24 protein-coding genes and 5 tRNA genes are annotated in these 25,310 nt (G+C 47.0%); 26 read left to right on the top strand and 3 right to left on the bottom strand.

What is annotated here, in order from left to right; translation table 11 throughout:
• Window positions 1–2: 2 nt before the first annotated feature.
• The 17 genes from thrC (at window position 3) to ACSVDI_RS08670 (ending at window position 14,010) form a co-directional block, all read left to right on the top strand.
• Window positions 3–1,517: a threonine synthase gene (thrC, locus tag ACSVDI_RS08750; RefSeq protein ID WP_457942224.1), complete on the top strand. Its 1,515-nt coding sequence runs from the start codon at window positions 3–5 to the stop codon at window positions 1,515–1,517.
• A gap of 10 nt (window positions 1,518–1,527) precedes the next feature.
• Complete coding sequence (locus ACSVDI_RS08745) at window positions 1,528–2,217, top strand: metallophosphoesterase (RefSeq protein ID WP_457942222.1); 690 nt, start codon at window positions 1,528–1,530, stop codon at window positions 2,215–2,217.
• 94 nt (window positions 2,218–2,311) lie between these two features.
• The gene (tig, locus tag ACSVDI_RS08740; RefSeq protein ID WP_457942221.1) at window positions 2,312–3,610 is read left to right on the top strand and encodes a trigger factor; all 1,299 of its coding nucleotides are present in this window, start codon (window positions 2,312–2,314) and stop codon (window positions 3,608–3,610) included.
• A 56-nt stretch (window positions 3,611–3,666) separates the two neighbouring features.
• Window positions 3,667–4,248, top strand: coding sequence for an ATP-dependent Clp endopeptidase proteolytic subunit ClpP (gene clpP / locus ACSVDI_RS08735; RefSeq protein WP_457942219.1), 582 nt, complete (start codon window positions 3,667–3,669; stop codon window positions 4,246–4,248).
• A 14-nt stretch (window positions 4,249–4,262) separates the two neighbouring features.
• Window positions 4,263–5,573: an ATP-dependent Clp protease ATP-binding subunit ClpX gene (gene clpX / locus ACSVDI_RS08730; RefSeq protein ID WP_457942217.1), complete on the top strand. Its 1,311-nt coding sequence runs from the start codon at window positions 4,263–4,265 to the stop codon at window positions 5,571–5,573.
• A gap of 88 nt (window positions 5,574–5,661) precedes the next feature.
• On the top strand, window positions 5,662–8,091 hold the full coding sequence (gene lon, locus ACSVDI_RS08725; protein WP_457942216.1) for an endopeptidase La: 2,430 nt from the start codon (window positions 5,662–5,664) through the stop codon (window positions 8,089–8,091).
• Between the two features lie 14 nt (window positions 8,092–8,105).
• Complete coding sequence (gene yihA, locus ACSVDI_RS08720; RefSeq protein ID WP_457942215.1) at window positions 8,106–8,696, top strand: ribosome biogenesis GTP-binding protein YihA/YsxC; 591 nt, start codon at window positions 8,106–8,108, stop codon at window positions 8,694–8,696.
• Window positions 8,697–8,865: 169 nt separating this feature from the next.
• Window positions 8,866–9,168, top strand: coding sequence for a YerC/YecD family TrpR-related protein (locus ACSVDI_RS08715; protein ID WP_457942214.1), 303 nt, complete (start codon window positions 8,866–8,868; stop codon window positions 9,166–9,168).
• Window positions 9,165–9,908: a class I SAM-dependent DNA methyltransferase gene (locus ACSVDI_RS08710; protein WP_457942213.1), complete on the top strand. Its 744-nt coding sequence runs from the start codon at window positions 9,165–9,167 to the stop codon at window positions 9,906–9,908. The genes ACSVDI_RS08715 and ACSVDI_RS08710 overlap by 4 nt, the downstream gene beginning before the upstream one ends.
• An 11-nt stretch (window positions 9,909–9,919) precedes the next feature.
• The gene (gene hslO, locus ACSVDI_RS08705) at window positions 9,920–10,825 is read left to right on the top strand and encodes an Hsp33 family molecular chaperone HslO (RefSeq protein ID WP_457942212.1); all 906 of its coding nucleotides are present in this window, start codon (window positions 9,920–9,922) and stop codon (window positions 10,823–10,825) included.
• 68 nt (window positions 10,826–10,893) lie between these two features.
• Window positions 10,894–10,970 (top strand) — tRNA-Val (locus ACSVDI_RS08700).
• A 5-nt stretch (window positions 10,971–10,975) separates the two neighbouring features.
• Window positions 10,976–11,052, top strand: a tRNA-Asp gene (locus ACSVDI_RS08695).
• A 3-nt stretch (window positions 11,053–11,055) separates the two neighbouring features.
• Window positions 11,056–11,131, top strand: a tRNA-Phe gene (locus tag ACSVDI_RS08690).
• A 5-nt stretch (window positions 11,132–11,136) separates the two neighbouring features.
• Window positions 11,137–11,212 (top strand) — tRNA-Gly (locus ACSVDI_RS08685).
• Window positions 11,213–11,218: 6 nt separating this feature from the next.
• Window positions 11,219–11,293 (top strand) — tRNA-Cys (locus ACSVDI_RS08680).
• 720 nt (window positions 11,294–12,013) lie between these two features.
• Window positions 12,014–12,670 carry a DedA family protein gene (locus ACSVDI_RS08675; RefSeq protein ID WP_457942210.1) on the top strand — a complete coding sequence of 219 codons (657 nt, stop codon included), beginning with the start codon at window positions 12,014–12,016 and terminating at the stop codon, window positions 12,668–12,670.
• A 263-nt stretch (window positions 12,671–12,933) separates the two neighbouring features.
• Window positions 12,934–14,010: a M24 family metallopeptidase gene (locus ACSVDI_RS08670; protein WP_457942208.1), complete on the top strand. Its 1,077-nt coding sequence runs from the start codon at window positions 12,934–12,936 to the stop codon at window positions 14,008–14,010.
• Between the two features lie 102 nt (window positions 14,011–14,112).
• On the opposite strand, the gene ACSVDI_RS08665 is transcribed toward ACSVDI_RS08670, so the two are convergent.
• From ACSVDI_RS08665 to ACSVDI_RS08655, 3 genes are all read right to left on the bottom strand, one after another.
• Entirely contained in the window at window positions 14,113–15,453 is a 1,341-nt protein-coding gene (locus ACSVDI_RS08665) for an APC family permease (protein WP_457942206.1), read from the bottom strand.
• Between the two features lie 305 nt (window positions 15,454–15,758).
• Entirely contained in the window at window positions 15,759–17,099 is a 1,341-nt protein-coding gene (locus ACSVDI_RS08660; protein ID WP_457942205.1) for an amino acid permease, read from the bottom strand.
• 101 nt (window positions 17,100–17,200) lie between these two features.
• Complete coding sequence (locus ACSVDI_RS08655) at window positions 17,201–17,464, bottom strand: hypothetical protein (RefSeq protein WP_457942203.1); 264 nt, start codon at window positions 17,462–17,464, stop codon at window positions 17,201–17,203.
• Between the two features lie 349 nt (window positions 17,465–17,813).
• On the opposite strand from ACSVDI_RS08655, the gene ACSVDI_RS08650 reads away from it, so the two are divergent.
• The 9 genes from ACSVDI_RS08650 to purD all read left to right on the top strand — a co-directional run bounded on the left by ACSVDI_RS08650 (window position 17,814) and on the right by purD (window position 25,252).
• Window positions 17,814–18,269, top strand: a complete 456-nt coding sequence (locus ACSVDI_RS08650; RefSeq protein WP_457942201.1) for an NfeD family protein — start codon at window positions 17,814–17,816, stop codon at window positions 18,267–18,269.
• A complete protein-coding gene (locus ACSVDI_RS08645; protein ID WP_457942199.1) occupies window positions 18,262–18,537 on the top strand; it encodes a DUF5052 family protein in 276 nt (91 codons plus the stop codon). Before ACSVDI_RS08650 ends, ACSVDI_RS08645 begins: the two co-directional genes overlap by 8 nt.
• A 14-nt stretch (window positions 18,538–18,551) precedes the next feature.
• Window positions 18,552–19,463, top strand: a complete 912-nt coding sequence (locus ACSVDI_RS08640; protein ID WP_457942197.1) for an SPFH domain-containing protein — start codon at window positions 18,552–18,554, stop codon at window positions 19,461–19,463.
• A gap of 334 nt (window positions 19,464–19,797) precedes the next feature.
• Complete coding sequence (gene purE / locus ACSVDI_RS08635; RefSeq protein ID WP_457942196.1) at window positions 19,798–20,301, top strand: 5-(carboxyamino)imidazole ribonucleotide mutase; 504 nt, start codon at window positions 19,798–19,800, stop codon at window positions 20,299–20,301.
• Between the two features lie 110 nt (window positions 20,302–20,411).
• Entirely contained in the window at window positions 20,412–21,446 is a 1,035-nt protein-coding gene (gene purM, locus ACSVDI_RS08630) for a phosphoribosylformylglycinamidine cyclo-ligase (RefSeq protein WP_457942195.1), read from the top strand.
• Entirely contained in the window at window positions 21,440–22,069 is a 630-nt protein-coding gene (gene purN, locus ACSVDI_RS08625; RefSeq protein WP_457942194.1) for a phosphoribosylglycinamide formyltransferase, read from the top strand. The genes purM and purN overlap by 7 nt, the downstream gene beginning before the upstream one ends.
• Window positions 22,070–22,071: 2 nt before the next feature.
• On the top strand, window positions 22,072–22,776 hold the full coding sequence (locus ACSVDI_RS08620) for an IMP cyclohydrolase (RefSeq protein ID WP_457945623.1): 705 nt from the start codon (window positions 22,072–22,074) through the stop codon (window positions 22,774–22,776).
• 14 nt (window positions 22,777–22,790) lie between these two features.
• Window positions 22,791–23,966 (top strand): phosphoribosylaminoimidazolecarboxamide formyltransferase, encoded by a 1,176-nt coding sequence (locus ACSVDI_RS08615; RefSeq protein WP_457942193.1) that lies wholly within the window; start codon window positions 22,791–22,793, stop codon window positions 23,964–23,966.
• A 17-nt stretch (window positions 23,967–23,983) separates the two neighbouring features.
• On the top strand, window positions 23,984–25,252 hold the full coding sequence (gene purD / locus ACSVDI_RS08610) for a phosphoribosylamine--glycine ligase (protein WP_457942191.1): 1,269 nt from the start codon (window positions 23,984–23,986) through the stop codon (window positions 25,250–25,252).
• Window positions 25,253–25,310: the final 58 nt, after the last annotated feature.

Here is a 25,310-nt window from a genome sequence, read left to right as displayed (position 1 = left end):
CCTTGAAGTATAAATCAACAAGAAGCAGCAACGTAAGCGTTACCTCTGCACAGGCCATCGCACAGGGAATTGCCGATGACGGTGGCCTTTTCGTACCGGAAAGCTTTCCGCAGTTTTCTTATTCCGATTTGTGTGAGCTCAGCCACCTTTCCTATACGGAACGTGCCGTTCGGATTCTTTCTGAATATTTGACTGATTTTGACTGTGATGAAATAGAGGAGGCTGTTCATAAAGCATATGCCGACGGCAAGTTTGACTATGATACGCCGGCGCCCTTGGTGCATTTGCAAAAAGGCTGGGTCGAAATGTATATGCTGGAGCTTTGGCACGGCCCTACGTGCGCGTTTAAGGATATGGCGCTTCAGCTTTTACCCCATCTGTTGACGAAGTCGCTTCAAAAAATCCATTCGAACAAAACTGCTGTAATTTTGGTGGCAACTTCCGGGGATACTGGAAAGGCAGCTCTGGAAGGCTTTAAAAATGTGGACGGCACACGTATTCTTGTGTTTTATCCCCAGAATGGTGTCAGCCCAATGCAGAAACGCCAGATGATCACGCAGGAAGGGAATAATGTTTTTGTCTGCGCAATCGAGGGTAATTTTGACGATGCGCAAACCGGCGTGAAAAAAATCTTTACCGATGCAAACTTGAACGAGCTGCTGGCGCATAACGGCATGATGTTTTCCAGTGCGAATTCCATCAACTGGGGCAGACTGCTGCCGCAGATCGTATACTATTTTTCCGCTTACTGTGACCTGATTGCCAAAGGTGAACTCAAGCGGGAGGGGCAGGAAATCAATATTGTTGTGCCGACCGGGAACTTTGGGAATATTCTTGCCGCCTATTACGCAAAGAAGATGGGACTCCCCGTGCACCGGTTGATTTGTGCGTCCAATTCCAACAATGTACTTACGGAATTCATTCGCACCGGCGTTTATAATCGCGGCAGGCAGTTCTTTACCACGATCTCTCCCTCCATGGACATTCTAGTGAGCAGCAATCTGGAACGTTTGGTTTTTGATTTAACGGGAAATGATTCCGCGCGGGTAGCAGGATGGATGAAAGACCTTTCTGAAACCGGCAAGTATCAGGTTGGCGCGGATGTTCTGGAGCAGATTCAAAGCCTGTTCTATGCTGGCTGCTGCGACGATGACGCGACCCGCGCAACGATTAAGGACATTTATCACGAGGAAAATTATCTCTGCGACACGCATACTGCGGTTGCGGTGAACGTATATCATCAGTATATCAACGATACCAATGATTTGGGTACGCCGACGGTAATCGCTTCCACCGCCAGCCCGTATAAATTTGCGGACAGCGTGCTGGGTTCCCTTTCTCAGGATTATCTTCGCGACGCTTCGGAATTCTGTAAGGTTCAGGAACTGTCTGAGCTGACCGGCACTCCGGTTCCGGCACCGATTGCCGCACTGGCTTCCAAACCGGTTCGTTTTCATAACAGCTGCACAAAGGGTACCATGGGTGAAATGGTGCTGAAAGCAGCGGGAATCGAATAGGAATTATAACATGGCACTGTTTGCAATAGCCGATCTGCATTTGTCCCTTGGCAGCGACAAGCCGATGGATGTGTTTGAGGGATGGAAAAATTACACAGAAAAATTGGAACACAACTGGCGTTCTATTGTGGGTGAGGAAGACACGGTGGTGATTGCCGGGGATGTTTCCTGGGCGATGAAGCTGGAAGAGGCACAAAAAGATTTTGCCTACATTCATGCGCTGCCGGGGAAAAAACTGATTATCAAGGGTAACCATGATTATTGGTGGTCCACGCGGAAAAAAATTGAAACTTTTTTAACGGCAAATGGTTTCCATTCCATTCAAATTGTGCATAATAATGCGGTGAGTGTCGGGAACGTGGCAGTCTGCGGAAGCCGCGGCTGGCTGTATAACGGCGAAACGGAAGAGGACAAAAAAATAGTGAACCGGGAAGTGGGCCGCTTGAATGCTTCCATTGACGAAGCGGTGCGGTTGGGAAAGGAACCGATAGTTTTTCTGCATTATCCGCCGGTTTACGATGTGTTTCAATGCGATGAAATACTGCAGGTTTTGAAACAGCGGGGAATTCAAAAGTGCTATTTCGGCCATATCCACGGCAGCCAGGCGGCAAAGCGTGCTGTGGTTGGGGAATACGAAGGAATTAAAATGCATTTGATTTCCTGCGATCATGTCGGATTTACCCCGGTATTGGTCCGGTAAACAAATTATTAATTTTCAGACTAAATATAGAATAATTATTTCACATGTGTTATAATACGTTGAGATAATTTGCAATTTTGCAGGAGGAATAAAAATGAGTTTAAAATCGTCTAATAAGGTTGAGACAAACCGCTACCAGCTAGAAGTGGAGGTTGATGCTGAGACCTTTGCAAAGGCAGTAGATCAGGTTTATCATAAACAGAGCAAAAAAATCACGATCCCGGGCTTCCGCAAGGGCAAAGCACCCCGCGCATTTATTGAAAAATACTACGGTGAACAGGTATTTTATGAGGATGCCATCAATGCGGTTTATCCTGATGCTTTGGACAGTGCGGTCAAAGAAGCAAATCTGAAACTGGTTCAAGACAAAATTGACTTTGACCTTGTTTCCGCCGGAAAAGACGGCTTGGTATTTAAAGCAACCATCACCACCAAACCGGAAGTGGAAGTGGAAGACTATAAGGGCATGAAGGCAACAAAACCCTCTGTTGAAGTGACCGAAGAAGAAGTCGACGCGGAAATTAAGAAGGTTCAGGAACGCAACTCCAGAATGGTAACGGTGGAAGACCGTGCAGCCCAGAACGGCGATATTGCTGTAATCGATTTTGAAGGTTTTGTTGACGGCGTTGCTTTTGAAGGCGGCAAGGCGGAAAATCAGAGTCTCACTCTTGGTTCTGGTCAGTTTATTCCCGGCTTTGAAGAGCAAATTATCGGACATCATACAGGTGAAGAGTTTGACATTAATGTGAAATTCCCGGACGATTACCAGGCAAAAGAACTTGCCGGCAAAGACTCCGTCTTTAAAATTAAGCTCCATGAAATCAAAATGAAAGAACTTCCAGAAGTTGACGACGAGTTTGTGAAGGATGTCAGCGAATTCGATACACTTGAGAGCTACAAAAAAGACTTGAAGGAAAAGCTGCAGAAGGCGAAAGAAGCCAAAGCGCAGGACGACGTTGAGAATCAGTTGATTGACCAGTTGGTCGAAAAGCTGAAGGCGGAAATTCCGCAGGCGATGTTCGAAAATAGAATCGACGAAGATATTCGTGAATTTGCCTATCGTCTCCAGGCACAGGGTCTTGACATCAACACTTATATGAAATATACCGGAATGGACAAGGATTCCATTCGTAAGCAGTTCCAGCCGCAGGCGGAGCGTCAGGTAAAAGTGCGCCTTGCACTTGAAAAAATCGTTGAACTTGAGAAAATTGAGCCGAACGAGGACGAAATCAACGCCGAATATGAGAAGCTGGCCAAAGCTTATGAAATGGATGCCGACAAGGTGAAGTCCTTTATTCCGAAGGAAGAATTGGTCAAGGATATCGCGGTTGAAAAGGCTATTCAGCTGATTCGCGACACCGCAGTTGTTACGGAAGAGAAAAAGGCCGAATAATTTCCGCGAATCCTGCCAAAGATGAATTTATTGCAGCTAATTGGAGGTACGAAAGAATGGCTTTGGTCCCATATGTAATTGAACAGACAAACCGCGGCGAGCGTTCTTATGACATTTTTTCCCGTCTGCTCAATGACCGTATTGTAATGCTTACGGAAGAGGTCAACGATACATCAGCCAGCTTGGTTGTTGCGCAGCTGTTATATCTCGAAGGGCAGGATCCCGCTAAAGATATCAGTTTATATATCAATAGCCCTGGCGGTTCCGTAACCGCTGGAATGGCGATTTATGATACCATGCAGTACATTAAATGCGATGTTTCCACCATCTGCATGGGTATGGCGGCTAGCATGGGGGCATTTTTGCTCGCGGCTGGTGCAAAGGGCAAGCGTTTTGCGCTGCCGAACAGCGATATTATGATTCATCAGCCGAGCGGCGGCGCGCAGGGTCAGGCGACCGATGTGCGTATCCACGCGGATCACATTATTGCTACTAAGAAAAAACTGAACCAGATCTTATCCGAACGGACCGGTCAGCCGCTTGAGGTGATTGAGCGTGATACGGAGCGCGATAATTTCATGTCATCGGAGCAGGCTTTGCAGTACGGCCTGATTGATAAGGTCATTTATACCAGATAGGTTGGTGGAAAAAATTGTCGAATAACGACGAGACCAGAGAAAGAGGCGTCAGCTGTTCTTTTTGTGGCAAACCTCAGAGTGAAGCGCGCCGCTTGATTGCTGGCCCGGGGGTTTATATCTGCGACGAATGCATTGAACTCTGCATGTCGATTCTGGAAGATGAAAAAAATCTCTCCAACCGGAAAGCAAGTTATAACGAGCCGGTTGCGGAGCTGCCAAAACCGCATGAAATCAAAAAGCAGCTGGATGAGTATGTAATTGGCCAGGATGAAGCGAAAATTGCTTTGTCCGTGGCAGTGTACAACCATTACAAGAGAATCTATTATGGAAAAGACGATGTAGAGCTGACCAAGAGCAATGTGTTGCTGCTTGGCCCGACCGGTGTGGGCAAAACGTTTCTTGCCCAAACGCTGGCCCGTATTCTGGACGTTCCGTTCGCTATTGCCGACGCTACCACGCTTACAGAGGCCGGCTATGTCGGCGAGGATGTGGAAAATATCCTTCTTCGCCTGATCCAGGCCGCCGATTTTGACATTGAGCGCGCGGAACGAGGAATCATCTATATTGATGAGATCGATAAAATTGCCAGAAAGTCCGAAAATCCTTCCATTACCCGCGATGTCAGCGGCGAAGGTGTTCAGCAGGCGCTTCTGAAAATACTGGAAGGCACCGTTTCCAATGTTCCGCCGCAGGGCGGAAGAAAGCATCCGCAGCAGGAATTTTTACAGATCGACACTTCCAATATCCTGTTTATCTGCGGTGGTGCTTTTGACGGCCTTGAAAAAATTGTTCAGAAACGTACCGCTTCTTCTGGTCTGGGCTTTGGCGCAACGGTAAGAAGTAAAAAAGAGCTGGACGAAATCGGTTGGATGCAGGACGTGGTTCCGCATGACCTTGTAAAGTTTGGTTTAATTCCCGAACTGGTTGGCCGTCTGCCGGTGATTACCGCTCTGAACGGTTTGGACGAAGACGCACTGGTACGAATTTTGACCGAACCGAAAAACAGCCTGATCAGCCAGTACAAAAAGTTGTTCCAGCTGGATAAGGTAGAACTGGAATTCACGCCGGAGGCATTAAAGGCGATTGCGAAGAAGACCATTGAACGCCGCACGGGCGCCAGAGGACTTCGCTCGATTATGGAAGGCCTTTTAACGCGTTTAATGTTTGACGTGCCTACCGATTACACCGTGGAAAAGGTAACAATTACCGAAGACACGGTTACAAAAGACGCTAAACCGGAGATTGTATATAATCCGGAAAGAAAACCGGTAAAAATCAAGATCACAACTCCAAGAAAGCGCGGGCGGAAAAATACCGCGTCGTAGCGAAGCAATTCGTGTCGAAAGATTATGGCTGTTGGCGTGGTAGCACTCTGGTTATCACACGACAGCCATTTGTGCTAAGGAGCAAACTATGAGTACAAATCTTGAACTGCAAAAAAAGGAAACCATTCAGATTCCTGTGCTTGCTCTCCGGGGTCTGGTTATATTCCCTGGAATGCTGCTTCAATTTGATGTGGGGCGTAAAAAGTCAATTCTTGCTTTGTCAAAAGCGATGGATGCAGATCAGAAAATTCTTCTGGTTGCCCAAAAAGACCTTGGTGAGAATGAGCCGAACGGCAACCAGATTTATCATACCGGCGTTGTGGCAAGCATTAAGCAGATAATTCGCCACACGGAAGATGGGGTTCGCTTATTTGCGGAGGGCCTTTATCGGGCCAAAATTCAGTCCATTGTCAGCGAAAGCCCGTTTTTGCTGGCCGAAACGGTAAAACTGGAGTCAAAACCCTATCGTTCTTCCCACAAGACGGAAGCTTTGGTTCGCTATACCCAAGAGCTTTTTGAAGAATATATTCAGAACTACAGCCGGATTCCACCCGACATCGTGCTGGGTGTGGTGCAGAAAAAAGACTGTGGGGAACTGGCGGATTTTATCACTGCGAATGTCATGCTGGACTTTGAAAAGAAGCAGCTGATTCTGGAAGAGCTCCATCCGGTCAAGCGGCTGGAAAAGCTGGTTGATATTCTGAAAGAAGAAATCGAAGTCCTTTCGATTGAAAGCCAGATCAGTGAGAAAGCAAAACAGCAGATATCGGAAAATCAGCGCGAGTATTACCTGCGGGAGCAGATGAAAGCGATTTCCGACGAACTGGGGGATGACGACAGTCCTCAGGATGAAGCGGATGAGCTGCGGGAGCGCGTGCTGAAAATGAAGCTGCCTGAACTGCAGCAAGAGAAGCTTCTGAAAGAATGCGACCGCCTTGCCAAAATGCCTTATGGTTCCCATGAGGCCAGTGTGGTGGTCAGTTATATCGAATCCTGTCTGGAACTTCCTTGGAATACCTCCAGTAAGGAACACATCGACTTGGAGAAAGCACAAAAAGTATTGGACCATGACCATTACGGTCTGAAAAAGGTAAAGGAACGCATTATTGAGGTGCTCGCGGTCAAAAAACTGGCGCCGGATATCAAAGGTCAGATTATTTGCTTGGTGGGCCCTCCGGGTGTTGGTAAGACTTCTATTGCGCAGTCCATTGCGAAGGCAATCGGAAGAAAGTATGTTCGCGTTTCTTTGGGCGGCGTGCGGGATGAGTCGGATATTATGGGGCACAGAAGGACCTACATCGGTTCTATGCCGGGCCGCATTATTTCCGCGCTGAAACAAGCGGGTACCAACAATCCGCTGATTCTGCTCGATGAAATCGATAAACTGGGAAATGACTTCCGTGGTGACCCTGCTTCTGCTTTGCTTGAGGTACTGGACCCGGAACAGAACTCCGGTTTTTACGATCATTACATCGATATGCCGTTTGATTTGAGCAAGGTTATGTTTATCACGACGGCAAACGATGCGAGTGCCATTCCGGAACCTCTTTATGACCGTATGGATGTCATTACGCTTGGCAGCTATACCCACGAAGAAAAGTATCAGATTGCGCACCGGCATTTGGTTCCTAAGCAAATGAAAAAGCACGGAATCAACTCCAGAATGATGAGAATTACGCCGGAAGCACTTCATGAATTAATCGACGGTTATACCCGCGAAGCCGGCGTTCGTAATTTGGAACGGCAGATTGCTACCATTTGCCGTAAGGTTGCGAAAAAAATCGTGGAGCAGAGCGAGAAAAGGGTTACGGTAACGCCGGATAATCTGGAAGAATTGTTAGGGCCGAAGCGCTTTAAAAAGGATGAACTTCAGAAAAAAGATATGGTGGGCCTGGTAAACGGTCTTGCATGGACCAGCGTCGGCGGTGAGCTGCTGCCAATTGAAGTGGCAGTAATGGACGGTTCGGGTAAAATTGAGCTGACCGGCTCGCTTGGCGATGTCATGAAAGAATCCGCCCGCACGGCCATCAGCTGCATCCGTACCCGCGCTTCGGAACTGGGCATTAACCACGATTTTTACACCAAATTCGATATTCATATTCATGCGCCGGAAGGGGCAGTACCCAAAGACGGTCCTTCCGCTGGTACGGCCATGGCGACAGCCATTACCTCTGCATTGACCAACATTCCCATTAAGCACGACATTGCTATGACCGGTGAAATTACCCTGCTGGGTCGTGTGCTTCCAATCGGCGGCTTGAAAGAGAAAACCATGGCCGCTTATCGCTCCGGAATCAAAAAGGTCATCATCCCTGCGGACAATGTGTCCGACCTTGCGGAAATTGACACGGTTGTGAAGGATGCAGTGGAGTTCCTGCCGGTTGAAAAAATCGATCAAGTATTAGAAGCCGCACTGGTTAAAATGCCGGAGAAAAAGCCGTTGGAGCCGTCATCGCAGGAATTTCAGACCGCCCAGACCGTTCCACAACAGACCCAGAATCATGAATTGACGCATTGAATGGGATAAATCATATGAGATTTGAAAACGCAGCATTTGAAATTTGTGCCGGGCGGCTGAATCAGCTGCCCGACAGCACTGTTCCTGAAATAGTTTTCTCGGGGCGCTCCAATGTGGGCAAATCTTCTTTGATTAATAAGATTCTGAACCGAAAATCATTGGCCAGAGTCAGCGCAACCCCCGGAAAAACCGGTACCATTAATTTTTACCGTATCCCGGAATGCCGTTTGGTGGACCTGCCCGGATACGGTTACGCAAAAGTTTCCCAGTCGGAAAAACTTCGCTGGGCAGAACTGGTGGAGGGCTATCTGAACGCCGGACGAAAGATTTGTTTGTTGATCCAGATTATCGATATGCGTCATGAACCGACACAGGATGATCTTCACATGATCGACTATTTGCAACAGTCCGGAAATCCGTTTTTGATTGCCGCGACAAAGTGTGACAAGTTAAATAAAACGCAGTTTACGGAACGATGGAACATGCTTCAGGAAAGTTTCCCGAATATCTGTGTGCTTCCGGTTTCTTCGTTGAACGGAATCGGAATAGAAGAACTGAGGGGAAAAATTGAATCGGCCTGTTCTGCCGGCTGTGAAAACCAGTAATTGGTTCGGGAAAAAATTGTTTGGTTTTTTCCCGAATTTTTACTGCAATTTGGTTTTTTGCTGAAAGCTGCTTCTATGGGAAAAGATGCAAAGTTTCGTGATTTTGCTTTACATTTCTGCTTTTACGTGTTAAAATTTTAGCGGATTAGAACATTAAGGAGGAATCTTTTTGAATTCTAAAATTAAAGACGAAAGTGTCGATTTTTTATTTAAGGCAATCCTAACCTTGAAAACGGTGGACGAATGCTATAATTTTTTTGAGGACCTGTGCACGGTGCCGGAAATTAAAGCCATGTCCCAGCGTTTACTGGTCGCGCATATGCTGAGCACCAAACGTGTTTACAGTGATATTGTAGCCGAAACTGGAGCTTCCACCGCGACAATCAGCCGCGTAAACCGCTCTTTGAATTATGGCTGCGACGGCTATGAACTGGTATTCAATCGTTTGGACGCCGGAGAAAAGAAAGAATGAGTTATGTCTCTTTTGCGCAGTATTATGATGCTTTGACCCAAAATGTAGAGTATCAGAAAAGAGCTGATTATTTTTGCGGCCTTTTGGAACGGTACAATCATGAACCGGGAATTACTCTGGACTTGGCCTGTGGGACCGGCAGCCTAACCGTGGAACTTGCCAAGCGCGGTTTTGATGTGTACGGTGTAGACCGTTCGTCCGCCATGCTTTCTGTCGCGCAGCAAAAAGCGGCCCAGGCGCAGCTGAATCTTTTGTTCCTTTGTCAGGATATGCTGCGGCTTGATTTGTTCGGGACGGTTGACACCGTCATTTGCGCGCTGGACAGCGTGAATCACCTAAACGGAGAAAATGAAGTGCTGAAAGCGTTTCAGCGCGTTTCGCTTTTTTTGAATCCGGACGGATATTTTGTGTTTGATGTAAACACTATTTATAAACATAAGCATATCTTGGCAAACAATGTTTTTATTTACGATACGGATTCGGTTTACTGTGTCTGGCAGAACCATCTCAACGAGAAAAACTGCCGTGTGGGCATTACTTTAGACCTTTTCGGGCGGGATGAACGAGGGGCCTACCACCGAAGCACGGAGCGTTTTTACGAACGTGCTTATGAACTAGACCAAGTTGTTTCTTTGCTGGACCGCGCCGGAATGGAAGCGGTCGGCATGTTTGACGATCTTACTTTTGAAAACCCGCAGGAAACCTCCGAGCGGGTAGTATTTGTTGCCAGAAAAAGATAAGGAATTTTTATATGGATAAAGTTTTAAGATGTATTACGTCAAACGGCGGAATCATGGCCGCCGCAATTGATTCTACCTATATTGTTGCAACCGCTCAGCAAATTCATCACACCAGCGCAGTGGCAACCGCCGCACTTGGCAGGCTGCTGACGGCTTCGTCCATGATGGGAACCATGCTGAAAAAATCGGACGCATCCATTACCCTGAAGATGAATGGCGGCGGACCGTTAGGCTCCGTAGTAGCAATAGCGGACGGGAAAGGGAACTGCCGCGGTTATGTGGAGCACCCGGAAGTGGAACTTCCATTGAAATCGAACGGGAAGCTTGACGTGGGAAAGGGAATCGGTTCCGACGGCTTGCTTGGTGTAATACGGGATTACGGCGAAGGAAATCCGTATTCTGGCCAGGTAGAGCTTCAAACCGGGGAAGTAGCGGAGGATATTACGCATTATTATGCGGTAAGCGAACAAATTCCTACGGTCTGCGCGCTTGGTGTGCTGGTGGATAAAAGAGATATTCGCCAAATTCTGGCCGGCGGCCTGCTGATTCAGGTGCTTCCAGGTGCGGAGGAATCGGATATTGCCAAGCTGGAAGAGAATGTGAATCAACTAAATTCCGTTACTTCCATGCTGGCAAAAGGAATGAATATCGAAGAAATCTGCCGCACGGCGTTAAATGGGTTTGACGTGGAAGTTTTGGATGAGTACTCTGTTTCGTATGCCTGCAACTGCAGCATGGAACGCGTGGAACGCGCACTGTCCACCTTGAAGCCGGAAGAACTCTGTTCGCTTGCAGATGAAACCGGATATGCGGAGGTTAAGTGCCAATACTGTAACCATGCGTACCGTTTATCGGTGAATGATTTGAAAAGAATTGCAGAGTCCTCCCACGCAAAACAAAACATGGAAAAAAATTAAAAAAGGTGTTGACAACTGTAACAATATATAGTATTATATAACACGTCGCTGATGAACGCGACGCAATCGGGAGCATAGCTCAGCTGGTTAGAGCACCTGCCTTACAAGCAGGGGGTCATAGGTTCGAGTCCTATTGTTCCCACCAAGAATGGCTCGGTAGTTCAGATGGTTAGAACGCTAGCCTGTCACGCTAGAGGTCGTCGGTTCGATCCCGATCCGAGTCGCCATTCGCCTCTGTAGCTCAGTCGGTAGAGCAGGGGACTGAAAATCCCCGTGTCGGTGGTTCGATTCCGCCCGGAGGCACCAGTTTCGCGAACGTAGCTCATCTGGTAGAGCGCCACCTTGCCAAGGTGGAGGTAGCGAGTTCGAGCCTCGTCGTTCGCTCCAATATGTGGCGTCATAGCCAAGCGGTAAGGCAAGGGTCTGCAAAACCCTGATTCCCCAGTTCAAATCTGGGTGACGCCTCCAGTATTATCAAAATAATCGCCGATGGATTGTAGAGATTACAGTCCATCGGCGATTTCGTTTTATGTTTATTTAGGGTCACGGTAAAGAAGATTCCGGCAATTCTTATAGTTCTCTATAAATGTTTGGTGAAAAGAATGGGACTTTGAACAACTTAAGAACAAGAGTAAAAAAGCAGGGCCATATTCAAAATTCTCCCATTTATTGTTTTGCCGCTTTTTGTTTTTATACTGTATAGATGTTTCAAAAAAGAGATACGCGCAAATCCTACATACACAGTTTAAGCGAATGATAAGATTTGCTGCCTTTTGAGCTAATGATTTGTGGGTACGGTTCAAGCACTGTTCCTTCTATATGGATTTTTACTGCGTAAAGTTAGAGTAGATGCGGCCATTCCTTGGTATTGCGCAGCTGACCAAAAATTGGTATGTGCTCCAGTAGACAGAAACATCCTGCGAAGCAGAAAAAGCCATCACAAAAAGGATATGACGGCTCCAAAGCATGATTTGACCACGAAATCAGGTAAAAACCCCACTGTGCAATTTTATTGCCTGTGGCGCCGTCATGGCGAAAACCGGAGCCATTGTATATCCTAGGAACAGCAGGCAATAGCGCTGATAAATTCCCCCTATGTGAAAATAATTTTGCACAGACGGCAAAGGACTGATATAATAAGTAAAGTATGTTGAAAAACGGCTTGTTAACATGTTAAGGAGAATGGTTTTGGATTTCAATTTGATTGTGGATGTTGTCCTCCATCTGGATAAATATTTAAATATAATTATCTGTCAATATAACATTTGGGCTTATGTCATTCTATTTGCAGCAATTTTTATTGAAACCGGACTGGTCGTCACCCCGTTTTTACCAGGGGACTCTTTGATTTTTGCAACCGGTGCGATTGCCGCTGTTGGCGGTTCCATTAATATTCCCGTTGTGATCATCCTGCTTTATATTGCCGCCATCTCGGGGGACACGGTGAATTACCATATCGGGCACTTTCTGCGTAAAAAAATAAACAAAAAGGAACACATTCCTTTGATAAAGATGGAATATATTGAACGGACCCATGCGTTCTTTGAACGGTACGGCGGCAAAACCATTACCATTGCTCGTTTTGTTCCAATCGTACGTACCTTTGCCCCCTTTGTTGCAGGGGTAGGGGAAATGACGTACCACCATTTTATCGGGTATAACATTATCGGTGCATTCCTGTGGGTGTCTTTGATGTTTGGCCTAGGCTATTTTTTTGGCAATATTGACTTTGTAAAGAATCATTTCAGTTTGGTGGTAGTAGCCATTATTTTTATTTCCGTAATGCCGGCAATCATTTCTTTTTTGATATCAAAAAGAAAAGACAGCAAAACGTCAGATCCCTGATGGACACCAAAAACGCCTGAGAGACCGGTGAACGGAAGTTCAGGAGTTTTTTCGCATTTTTTGTGGTAATTACTTGTCCTGCCTCAGAACTCGAGCCTGCCGCACAGCGATTTTTTATTTGCTCGTTTCAGAAAAGTAGGGAAGCGGTATCAGAAATGTGCCGAAAATTGGTATAATTCGGTTCCTAGGCGACTAAAGTGTTTTATCCGGATGAAAGTTATGGTAATATATAAAATAAAAGTTTGAGGAAAGAGGAAATCGGAATGCTGAAGCAGAGTAGAGTGCAACGGGTAATCGCAAACATGGAAGCCGAACAATTAAAGCAGATTATCATATCGTCAAAGGAGTCCATTTATTATTTGACGGGGATATGGGTGGACCCATTCGAGCGGATGTTTGCCCTGTATTTGGACGACAGCGGAAGAGTTGTATTGTTTGGCAACGAACTGTTCTGTCTTCAGCCTGAGCCCGGAATGGAATTGGTGGTTGGAAAAGACGGGGTGAATCCTCTGCCGGACTTAGCCTCTGTGGTAAAGCCCGGAAAAATCGGGATTGACAAAACCTGGCAATCCAAATATTTGATCGGCTTGATGGAACTTCGTAAGGACATTGTTCCGGTTAACGGCTCGACTCCGGTTGATATGGCCCGCTTGCAAAAGGACGCGGAGGAAATTGAAGTCATGCGGAACGCCTCCAGAATCAACGATGACGTTATGAAAACCGCCATTTCGCTGATTCATGAGGGCGCAACAGAAAGCGAAATTTCCGGCCGTATTGAAAAGATGTTTGCCGAACGGGGTGGCGATCATTCCCCAGAAGGGCAGATTGTTTCCTTTGGGGGAAACGCGGCAGACCCGCATCATGAGGCGAACAATACGGTTATCCGTGATGGGGATAATATTGTACTGGATATTTTTACGCCGATTCATCGCTATTGGTGTGATATGACAAGGACCGTGTTTTTTCGTCATGTGAGCGAGAAACAGAAGACGGTGTATGAAGCGGTAAAGCGGGCGAACCTGGCCGCGGAGGAACTTATTCGTCCCGGACTGCCCATGTGTGAATTCGACCGTGTGGCAAGAAAGGTTTTGGAGAATGCCGGATTCGGAAAATATTTTACCCACCGGCTTGGGCATGGATGCGGTCTGGAATGCCACGAAATGCCTGAAAACAGCAGTGCGAATTCGATGATCGCATTGCCCGGAATGGTATTTTCTGTGGAGCCGGGTGTGTATTTGCCCGGGGAACTGGGCGTTCGCATTGAAGACCTGGTGGTCGTTACCGAAACTGGATGCGAAGTTCTCAACCAAGTGACAAAGGAATTGACGGTTGTCGAATAAAATGAATTCGGGCCGGATTGAAAAATAAAAAGCGTCAAATGAATTTCATTTGACGCTTTTTTAAGATTGTTTATTAAGCTGTCCGAAAAAGCCGCAAGTTTCTTATGCACGCTGTTTTTTGCGGGAATAATAAAGAAGAGCAGCGAATACGACCGCAACGCAGAATGCTGCGTAGAACACAAACAGTCTGCTTTGCAGACCGCCGGACAGGATAAACAGAGAACCTAAAGTTGCCAGGGATGGAATCACAATCCCGCGAAAAACGCCTTGGATTTCTCCTTTCCGGTAAAGCTGAAATACCTTATAATACAGAATAATGTAGAACAGATAGCTCATCACAATGGAGATTTCCGAAACGTCGGAATTCGGCAGCAGATTAAACTTAACCGTAATGTAGTGTGCAACCGTCCAAAACAGCGTAATTACATAACAAAAAACTGCGGAATTTACAGGCATATTGTTTTTCCCGCTTGTTTTAATCAGCTTATCGGCAAGCGGGAACATCTCGCTACCGCGTAAAGCCATGGCATACGGCAAACGAATATAGCCCAAAATAATGCCATTTGCAGTGCCCATAACCGCAATAATCACAAAAATCAAAATCAGCTGACCGCCTAACCCGCCGAACAGCTTCTGTGCCACCAGATAAACATGTGCGTCCTGAAGTTCCATGATTTTTTTGGGCTCGACCAGACTGGTAACTCCTATAAAATATGCAACATAAGTCAGCAGAACAATAATGGGTGCGATGACCAGTGCTTTCGGTAAATTCCGTTTTGAATCCTTTATTTCAGGGGCAATAGTGGTTGAGATAGTCCATCCGTCGAAGGAATAGGCAATCGGGCCGATTGCCGCCAGCCAAGTTGCGCCGCCAAGCGTTTGGGCCGATATATTTTTAAACCCCTCCGCTGGGTTGCCAAATGCTAATCCAAATATCGCTATGACGGCGAGAGGCAGCATTTTGCTGATTGTGGAGAAGTTCTGGAATCCACCGCCAAGCCGCGCAGAAAGGGAATTTGCCAGAAAGTTTAGGGTGTAGAAAAGAAAGCCGATAAATAACTGGTTTTCAAGGGTGCCCTGCCAACCAAACAAGAGGCAGATATAGATTCCGATTACCCAGGAAACAACAACGGCGATGGTCGGGTAATAAACGAAAATCTGGAACCAGCCCATACCGCAAGCTAATTTTTCACTTGCGAACTCCTCCACATACGTAATAATACCGCCGGGGCGGTCCGTGCGGGAGGCAAGCTCGCTGATGCATAATCCGCCGAAAATAATACTGGTTGCCCCTAAAATAAAAACGAGAACACCTAAAAATACGCTTCCGCCTGTTAAGGTTAAAATGTTATCGCTTTTGAAGAAAATTCCGGAGCCAATACAGATTCCTACAATCATTGTAATGGTGGTAAATAGGCCGTAGTTTTGCTTTGTTTCTTTCATGTTTTCAAGTCCCCAAATCAATTAAATGAGCAGAATCAGGCCGTGAAAATAGAGAAAATAAATATTTTGTATAAAACGAGCCAATTCCGCAATAGAATCTGCTGATTAAGTCACAGAACGGCAATTCAAGACCGTAAAAAATACCAAATTAATCGGCTTCGGAATTGCTTTAATCAGTGTTTTACTACAAACAGCGTTTCCTATTATAGCATTTTGAATACCATTGTGGAAGACTTGAATTACCAAAAAAAGAGCTGGAATTTTGTAGGATCATGAGAAAGAAAGACTGCTTCTGACCGGAAGAATTATTTCAGTACACTCATCCGTTTTAAGGTAAAGTAACACAGGGTTAGAACCACCAGAAACACAATGCTGCCGATTAAGCCGGAGACTTGTCCCGGATATAGGGGAGACGTTGCAAATACCGCTAGAATCAGGATAATTTCAAGAAATGTGGTGAACGGATAACCGGGTGCCTTAAATTTTAATTTCTGCGGGTTTTCCTTCAGTGTTTTCTTGCGGTAAAAATAATGCGTTACGGAAATCGTAAGCCAGTTAAACAATGAGAGAAATCCGCTTGAAGTAGCAAGTATTACAAAAACCTTCTCCGGAAGCAGATAGGAAAGAATGACGGTCACCAAAAGCGTGACGCTGCTTAATGTTACGGCGTAAAGGGGAACTTCATTTCGGTTTGTTCTCAGGAAGATCTTGGGGGCTTGTCCTTCCCGGCTGAGCGAGCTGAGCATCCGGGAGGAACTGTACATGGATGAGTTTAACCCGGATAAGGAAGCGGTTAATACGACGAAGTTCAAAATGCTGTCGGAAAACGGAATGTGCAGACGGTTCAGCAAAAAAACAAATGGGCTTTCCGATTCGGAAATCGTTGTCCATGGAATGAAAAGAAGGAGAAACAGAATCGACAGAACATAGAGACCTAGTACAGAACCGATAATGGTAAAAAGAGCATATGGTGCATTTTGGGACGGATTATCCATATCCGCTATGGCCAGGCCAATGATTCCGGTTCCCGTGAAGGAGAACATGACCATAATCATGGAAGCGAGAACGCCCTTGATGCCTTTCGGAAAAAGGCTTTGAAACGATGTAAAAGGATTGACCATTTGATTGTTATTAAAACGAAAAATCCCTAGCAGAGATAAAATACCAAACAGGATAAAAAGAACGAGCGCTACCACCTTAATTGAAGCGAGCAAGGTTTCAATCCGGCTGAGCCCTTTCAGGTCGCTGAAATTGACAGCGGTCATGAAAACTGCATAAATAACGCAAAAAATCCACAATGGAACATTGGGAAACCAGAAGCGAGTAAAAATGGCTGCTGCGGCGACTTCGCTGGCCATTCCCAATACTCCGCTGCACCAGAACATCCATCCGTTTACAAAGCCGATCCACGGGCCGAAAATTTCAGAAGCATGAACGCGGAATGCACCCGGAGCCGGATGAATCACACACATTTCAACAATAAACATTACTTCAAACGCCATTAAAAATCCGCCCAGCAGGTAGGCAATCACAGCAGCTGGGCCGGCGACTGATATCACCGTGGAGGACCCCAGAAAAATACCGGATCCAATGATATTCCCCAGGGACATCACAATTAAGTGCCTTTTATTAAAAGTCTTTTTCATAGAAAGAAATCCTCTTTTATTTCATCCATTCCGTCAAATTATGCCAAACAGTCAGTTTGGCATAATCCTATATTTCCCAAAGAACGCTGCAATATTGCTTTTTACAGTTTCTTTTCCGGCGGGATTCCAAGCGGTTTCTCAAGCGTTTTTTCAATCACCTTTTCAGCAGGTTTGGTTAATGGCTTTTTTTCCAGCGGCGCGTCGTTTAGGATCCGCTGGTTAATAATCAGGTTCAGAGTACCGATTACATTTGTAAAAAAGCTGCATAAAACCCGAATTGATAATATATCCATCCCCTTCGTAATTGCCACGGCAAACGTGGTTGCCAAATACGATAATTCTTCCGGGGTATAATCTTTGAGCATGGAGACCACCTCAAAATATATTATGCAGATACACTCAACAAGCCTAATATTTTATCAGACGGTATCATGCAATAAAAATATCCTCCGGAAATTTCCGAAGTTATTAAATTTACCTGCAAGAAAAATCGTTTGAAATGGTTTAGCCATAGAATGGGTAACGATTTTTGATAAGAAAATAACGAAAGGATTAGCGCCGCTTCGCGTTGACTCGCCCGACTGCAATTCGGCCAGACTGGCCATAGCGCCACGCTAAATCGAATGAAATCGCTCGTTTTCCGCATTTTAGCCATGTTGTATCTCCTGAAAGCATATGATACACTATCATCAACATAAAGAAAGGAGAGAAGACATGGAAGCATTCATGCCTTATATCTGGCTGGCAGTTATCGTGGCGGCGGCTATTATTGAAGGTTCCACCGCACAGCTGGTTTCCATCTGGTTTGTCATTGGGGGGCTGGGTGCGCTTATTGCACAGCTCTGCGGTGCGGAACTGTGGCTTCAAACGGTGATTTTTGCCGTCATTACCCTGTTAACCTTGCTTGCTACACGTCCATTGGTCAAAAAGCTACTGCGCGTGAAGCATGTGGATACCAATGTGGGCCGCTACATTGGAAAAGTCGGCATTGTAACTGCCGAAATTAACAATCAGCTGGGTACGGGACAGGTAAATGTGATGGGAAGTATCTGGACCGCGCGAAGTACAGACAATTCCATTGTACCGGTTGGATGCAGCGTTCAAGTCAAAGGAATTGAAGGAGTAAAGCTTATGGTAGTGCCGATGAGGCAGGGGATTTCGAATGAATAAAAAGATAACGATCGGAATTGTATGTTTTGCTCTGGCAGCGGCGCTGGCCGGGTGTGCCTCCCTGGAGCGATGGGGCAAAGATGTTCATAGTGATTTAGCCGGCGGCCTAAACCGGGTTGTAAATATTTACAGCTATGATGGTAAAAAGATTGCTTCTTATGAAGGCCGAATCGATGTTGAATTCAACGAATCCGGCAGAGTGAAATTTGATTTGAACGGCAAACGGTACATTTACAGCAACGCAATGGTAGAAATCATTGAAAAATAGAGAGGAGATTTTTTATGGGTTTTGGTGCTTATGTTTTAATTGCGCTGGTAGTGGTCATCATTCTGGTGCTTATTTCCAACATCAAGGTGGTTCCGCAGGCTAACGCCTATGTAATTGAACGCCTGGGGGCTTACAGTGCCACATGGTCGACGGGTCTCCATTTTAAAATCCCGTTCATTGACAAGATTTCAAAAAAAGTATCCCTGAAGGAACAGGTCATTGACTTTCCCCCGCAGCCGGTGATTACCAAAGATAACGTAACCATTCAGATTGATACCGTGATTTATTTCCAGATTACGGACCCAAAGCTGTATGCGTACGGCGTGGAGCGACCGATATCCGCCATTGAGAACTTATCTGCAACCACGCTGAGAAACATCATTGGCGAGTTGGAGCTCGATCATACACTGACTTCCCGTGACGTTATTAACAGCAAAATCCGTACGATTTTGGATGAGGCAACGGATGCCTGGGGCATTAAAGTCAACCGTGTGGAACTGAAGAATATCATTCCACCGCAGGAAATCCAGCAATCAATGGAAAAACAGATGAAGGCGGAACGCGAACGCCGCGCACAGATTCTGACCGCGGAAGGCGAAAAGCAAAGCGCCATTCTGGTTGCGGAAGGTGAAAAAGAATCCGCAATTCTGCGTGCGGAAGCTGCGAAGGAAGCAAAGATCCGTCAGGCACAGGGTGAAGCACAGGCAATTCTTTTGGTGCAGCAGGCTATGGCGGACAGTATTAAACTGCTGAACGAGGCGAATCCGGCGGACGGCGTTCTTGCACTGAAGAGCCTGGAAGCGTTTGGCAAAGCTGCGGACGGAAAGGCCACCAAGATTATTATTCCTTCCAACATTCAGTCGTTTGCGGGTTTGGCCACTTCCTTAAAGGAATTGGTAACGGATGATGTAAAACTTGCGAAATAAAATGTCAATATAAACAAAAATGAACATATCTAATAGCTTGCATAACCGTTTCTTTACAAATCTGCAAATTTAATTTCGATATCTATTGAAATTAATCAAAAAATCACATACAATAAACACATAAAGTGTTTCGGAGGTTAATGCAATGACAAGTTCTTCCGTTTCGTCAGCCGTTATGGTTCGAATGGGGTACTGCCGAATTGCGTCAACTATCCGTTTACAGGCTGCGCCGTATCATTGCGTCGCAGCCTGTTTTTTATGAAGGGATATCGCCATCAACCGGCGTCAATATTAGGAAAAGCCGTTGAAGTTTATAAAGTAAGGAGATTTTGCTATGGCAGACAAAAAAGTAGCGGTTATTATGGGAAGTGACAGTGATTTTCCTGTCGTTTCCCCTGCAGTGAAAAAGTTAAAAGCGTGGGATATTCCCGTGGAGGTACATGTCATATCAGCGCACCGCACTCCAGCCGTGGCGGCGGAGTTTTCTTCCACTGCGAAAGAGCAGGGTTTTGGTGTTATTATTGCCGCAGCCGGAAAAGCAGCTCATCTGGCCGGAGTTCTGGCCGCCAACACAACTTTGCCGGTCATCGGCATCCCGGTTAAATCTTCCACTTTAGACGGCCTTGACGCACTTTTGGCAACGGTTCAAATGCCGAGCGGCATCCCGGTTGCCACCGTTGCCATTGATGGTGCAGAAAACGCAGCAATTTTAGCCGCGCAGATGCTTGCCCTTTCGGATGAAGCACTATCCGCAAAGCTGGACGCAATGAAGCGTACCATGGCGGAAGGTGTTGCGAAGAAGGATTTGGCAATTCAGGATAAAGTACGTGAATTGTAAGATATAATTCACAGCAGAGGATAAAATAATATCATAATACATTCATTTGAACATTCCGTGCAAATTCTGAACAAATTCATGCACTTTTGCGCACGGGGAAACGGGGAAATATGAAAAGCTTCAGTGAAAGTTACAAAGCAGCCGGGGTCGACGTAACGGCAGGTTACCGCGCGGTAGAATTGATGAAAAGCCATGTGGCACGAACCCGGATTCCCGGGGTGGTTTCCGGTATCGGCGGGTTCGGCGGACTGTTCCAGCCGGATTTGCAGGGAGTGAATACCCCTGTTCTGGTCAGTGGAACGGATGGCGTCGGCACAAAGCTAAAAATCGCGTTTTTAATGGACAAGCACGACACGGTTGGAATTGACTGTGTGGCAATGTGCGTAAACGACGTTATATGCTGCGGTGCAAAACCTCTTTTCTTTCTGGATTATCTTGCGGTGGGCAAGAACTACCCGGAAAAAATTGCGCAGATTGTCTCCGGCGTTGCGGAGGGCTGCGTGCAGTCCGGCTGCGCGTTGGTCGGGGGTGAAACCGCCGAAATGCCGGGCTTTTATCCCATGGATGAGTATGATTTAGCCGGTTTTTCCGTCGGTATGGTGGACCGTGACCGCATTATCGACGGCTCCTTGGTGCAGGAAGGTGACGCGATTATCGGTCTGCAGTCCTCCGGTGTACATTCCAACGGATTTTCTCTGGTTCGTAAGATTTTCAATATCAGTGAAAAAAACATCGGGATGTATTTGAACGAACTGGGCCGTACCATTGGGGAAGAATTGCTTACCCCGACGAAAATCTATGTAAAGCCAGTCCTTTCCTTAATGGAAAAGGTAACAATCAAAGCGATTTCGCATATCACCGGCGGCGGGTTCTTCGAAAACATTCCCCGGATGCTCAAACCCGGCACAACGTCAAAAATTGAGCGGGCATCGCTCCCAAAGCTTCCAATCTTTACCCTGCTGCAGCGTCAGGGGAATATTCCGGAGCGCGATATGTACAATACCTTTAATATGGGCATAGGCATGTGCATGGTTGTGGCAAAAGAGCAGGCAAATCGGGCGGTGGAGGAACTGAATGCCATGGGGGAACGCGCGTTTGTCATCGGTACCGTGACCTCCGGCGAAGAAGGCGTGATTTTATGCTGAAAATCGCCGTGCTGGTATCCGGCGGGGGCACCAATTTGCAGGCTTTAATTGATGCTCAAAACAACGGGAAATTGCCCGGTGGCGTCCTTTCACTGGTGATTTCCAGCAAAAAGGATGCTTATGCGCTGGAACGGGCGAAAAAAGCCGGAATTCCAACGAAAGTGTTACTCCGCCGGGATTACTCCACGCAACAGGATTACGATGAGGCACTCCTCGCTTTGCTGGATCAGAACCAGATTGGCTTAATTATCCTTGCTGGCTTCATGACAATCATTAGTGAAACGGTCATCCGCCGGTATGAAAATCAAATTATCAACATACACCCGTCGCTGATTCCGTCCTTTTGCGGGCCAGGGTATTATGGCCTGAAGGTTCACGAGGCAGCCCTGCGCAGAGGGGTGAAAGTAACCGGGGCTACCGTGCACTTTGTGAATGAAGTTTGCGACGGCGGACCGATCATTCTGCAAAAGGCCGTTGAAATTCTTCCTGGGGATACACCGGAAACCCTGCAGCGCAGGGTCATGGAACAGGCGGAGTGGCAGCTGTTGCCCAAGGCGGCGGCGCTGTTCTGTCAGGGCAGAATCCTGGTTCAGGACGGGAAAACAATCATTAAGGAGGAATAATGTTGGAAATTAGACGATTTGAAACTGTGCTCGGCACAAACGCATACCCAGGCCGCGGGATTCTTCTGGGAAAAAGCTCAGACGGAACCTGCGCGGTTATTGCCTATTTTATTATGGGCCGCAGTGAAAACAGCCGGAACCGCATCTTTGTGGAAGACGGCCAGGGAATCCGTACGCAGGCTTTTGACCCCGCAAAATTGGTGAATCCGTCTCTCATCATTTATTCCCCCGTGCGGGTACTGGACCAAACGACCGTTGTAACAAACGGGGACCAGACCGATACGATTTATGATTTTTTGAAACAGGGAAGATCCTTTGCCGAAGCGCTGCGTACCCGTACGTTTGAACCGGATGCGCCGAACTATACGCCGCGAATTTCCGGCGTTGTTGCACCGAACGGGAACTACCGTCTTTCCATTTTAAAAAGTGCGGATGGATCCCCTGCTTCCGTACATCGCTATTTTTATGAATACGAATCACCGGTGAACGGGGAGGGGCATTTAATTCATACCTATGCCGGGGATGGCAACCCGCTTCCGTCTTTTGACGGCGAACCAATCCGTGTTGGGATATACGGAACGATCGATACCTTTACGGAATCCGTCTGGCGCAGTCTGAATGAAGAAAACAAGGTTTCTCTGTTTACCCGCTTCATCAATTTGAAGAATGGAGCGGTGGAAACCAGAATCATTAATAAAAATCATTGAGCGGAGGGTATGTAATGTCTGAAATATCTTTAAAATACGGCTGCAATCCAAATCAAAAGCCGTCACGCATTTTTATGAAAGACGGCAGCGAGCTGCCGGTTCAGGTATTAAACGGCAAACCGGGCTATATTAATTTTTTGGATGCGTTCAACAGCTGGCAGTTGGTTCAGGAGCTGAAAAAAGCAACCGGTCTGCCGGCAGCGGCTTCTTTTAAGCATGTCAGCCCGGCCGGCGCAGCCGTTGCAACCGAGCTTTCGGATACATTGAAAAAAATTTATTTTGTCGACGATTTGGAGCTATCCCCGCTTGCCAGCGCATATGCAATGGCAAGGGGAGCGGACCGCATGTCATCTTATGGCGACTGGATTGCGCTTTCCGACACTTGCGATAAACAAACCGCCACGCTGATTGCGCGGGAAGTGTCCGACGGAATCATTGCGCCGGGCTACACGGACGAAGCGCTCGCCATTTTAAAAACGAAGCGCAAAGGCGGATACAATATAGTTGCCATGGACGAAAGCTACCGCCCCAATCCTGTGGAATGCAAGGATGTTTATGGAATTACCTTTGAACAGGGAAGGAACGAAATCCAGATCGACGAATCCATGATCGCCAATCTGGTGACGGAGCAGAAAGAAATTCCGGAAGATGCGAAGCGCGACCTTCTGATTTCCCTGATTACGCTGAAATACACCCAATCCAATTCAGTTTGTTATGCAAAGGGAGGTCAAGTCATTGGCGTAGGTGCCGGCCAGCAGTCCAGAATCCACTGCACCCGGCTTGCCGGGAATAAAGCGGATATCTGGTTTCTGCGGCAACACCCGAAGGTGCTGGGATTAAAGTTCCGCAGCGATATCCGTCGCCCCGACCGTGACAATACCATTGACGTATATCTTTCAGACGATTATATGGATGTGCTGGCGGACGGAGTTTGGCAAAATTTCTTTGCCGAAAAACCGGAGCCAATTTCCCGCGAAGAAAAGCGCGCATGGCTGAATACCCTTACCAGGGTTTCGCTTGGCTCCGATGCGTTCTTCCCGTTTGGCGACAACATTGAACGCGCACACAAGTCCGGTGTTTGCTATATTGCACAGCCGGGCGGTTCCATTCGCGACGACCATGTGATTGAAACCTGCAACAAGTACGGAATCACCATGGCGTTCACCGGCGTCCGTCTTTTCCATCATTAAAAAGGCGGGGAAGAACCATGAAAATACTGGTAGTTGGCGGCGGAGGCCGCGAACATGCAATTATACGTAAATTAAAGGAAAGCAGTAAAGTTACTAAGCTTTACTGCGCCCCCGGTAACGGAGGAATTTCACGGGACGCAGAATGCGTCAACATTCCGGCTTTGGATTTGGACGGAATAGTGCGCTTTTCCATGGAAAAGCGGATTGATTTGGTTTTTGTAGCACCGGATGACCCCCTTGCCGTCGGTATGGTTGACGCGCTGGAAGCCGCGGGGATCCCCGCATTCGGCCCACGCGCGAATGCCGCGGTGATTGAGAGCAGCAAAGTCTTTTCTAAAGATTTTATGAAACGCCATCATATTCCTACAGCGGACTACACGGTCTTTCAGGATTCGCACCAAGCGCTTGATTATATTCGAACGACCGGGAAATATCCAACGGTGATTAAGGCGGATGGGCTTGCGCTCGGTAAGGGCGTGGTGATTGCAGCGAGTTATGAGGAAGCGGAGCGGGCTATTCATTCTATTATGGAGGACAAAATTTTCGGTTCCTCCGGGAATCGGATTGTAGTGGAGGAATTTTTAACCGGGCCTGAAGTATCGGTCTTGGCCTTTACGGATGGCAAATGCTTAAAACCGATGGTTTCTTCCAAAGATCATAAACGGGTTTACGACGGGGATAAAGGCCCCAATACCGGTGGTATGGGCACCATCAGTCCGAACCCGTATTATACGGAGGAACTCGCCCAGGTATGTATGGATACGATTTTCCTGCCGACCATGAATGCGTTAAATCAGGAGGGCCGTACATTCAAAGGCTGCCTTTATTTTGGCCTGATGCTGACACAGGACGGCCCGAAGGTGATTGAATATAATTCTCGTTTCGGCGACCCAGAAACCCAGGTAGTACTTCCAAGGCTGAAAACCGATTTAGTGGATATCATTGAGTCCGTGGTAGAGGAACGTTTGCCGGAACAGCCGGTCGAATGGCTGGAGGAAGCCTGTGCATGCGTCGTGATGGCTTCCCCGGGTTATCCGGGCAGTTACCCGAAGGGGCTGGAAATCGCTGGCCTGGATGAAACGGGACAGGTTGATGGGGCAGAGGTGTTCCATGCTGGGACGATATGGAAAGACGATAAATTTTACACCAACGGCGGGCGTGTTCTCGGCGTAACCGCAACAGGGCAGAGCCTGGATGAGGCATTGCAGAAGGCTTATGCCGCCGTGGAAAAAATTCATTTTGAAGGCGCACATTACCGCCGTGATATTGGAAAAATCAACCGTTAAAACATAATTAAGCATAAGAAAAGGCGATACGGAAGTTCCGTATCGCCTAAATTAATAT

The organism is Caproiciproducens sp. LBM24188, from assembly GCF_054130445.1.
The sequence above is the reverse complement of the archived record's forward strand: the minus strand, read 5'-3'. Positions and strand labels throughout refer to the sequence as shown.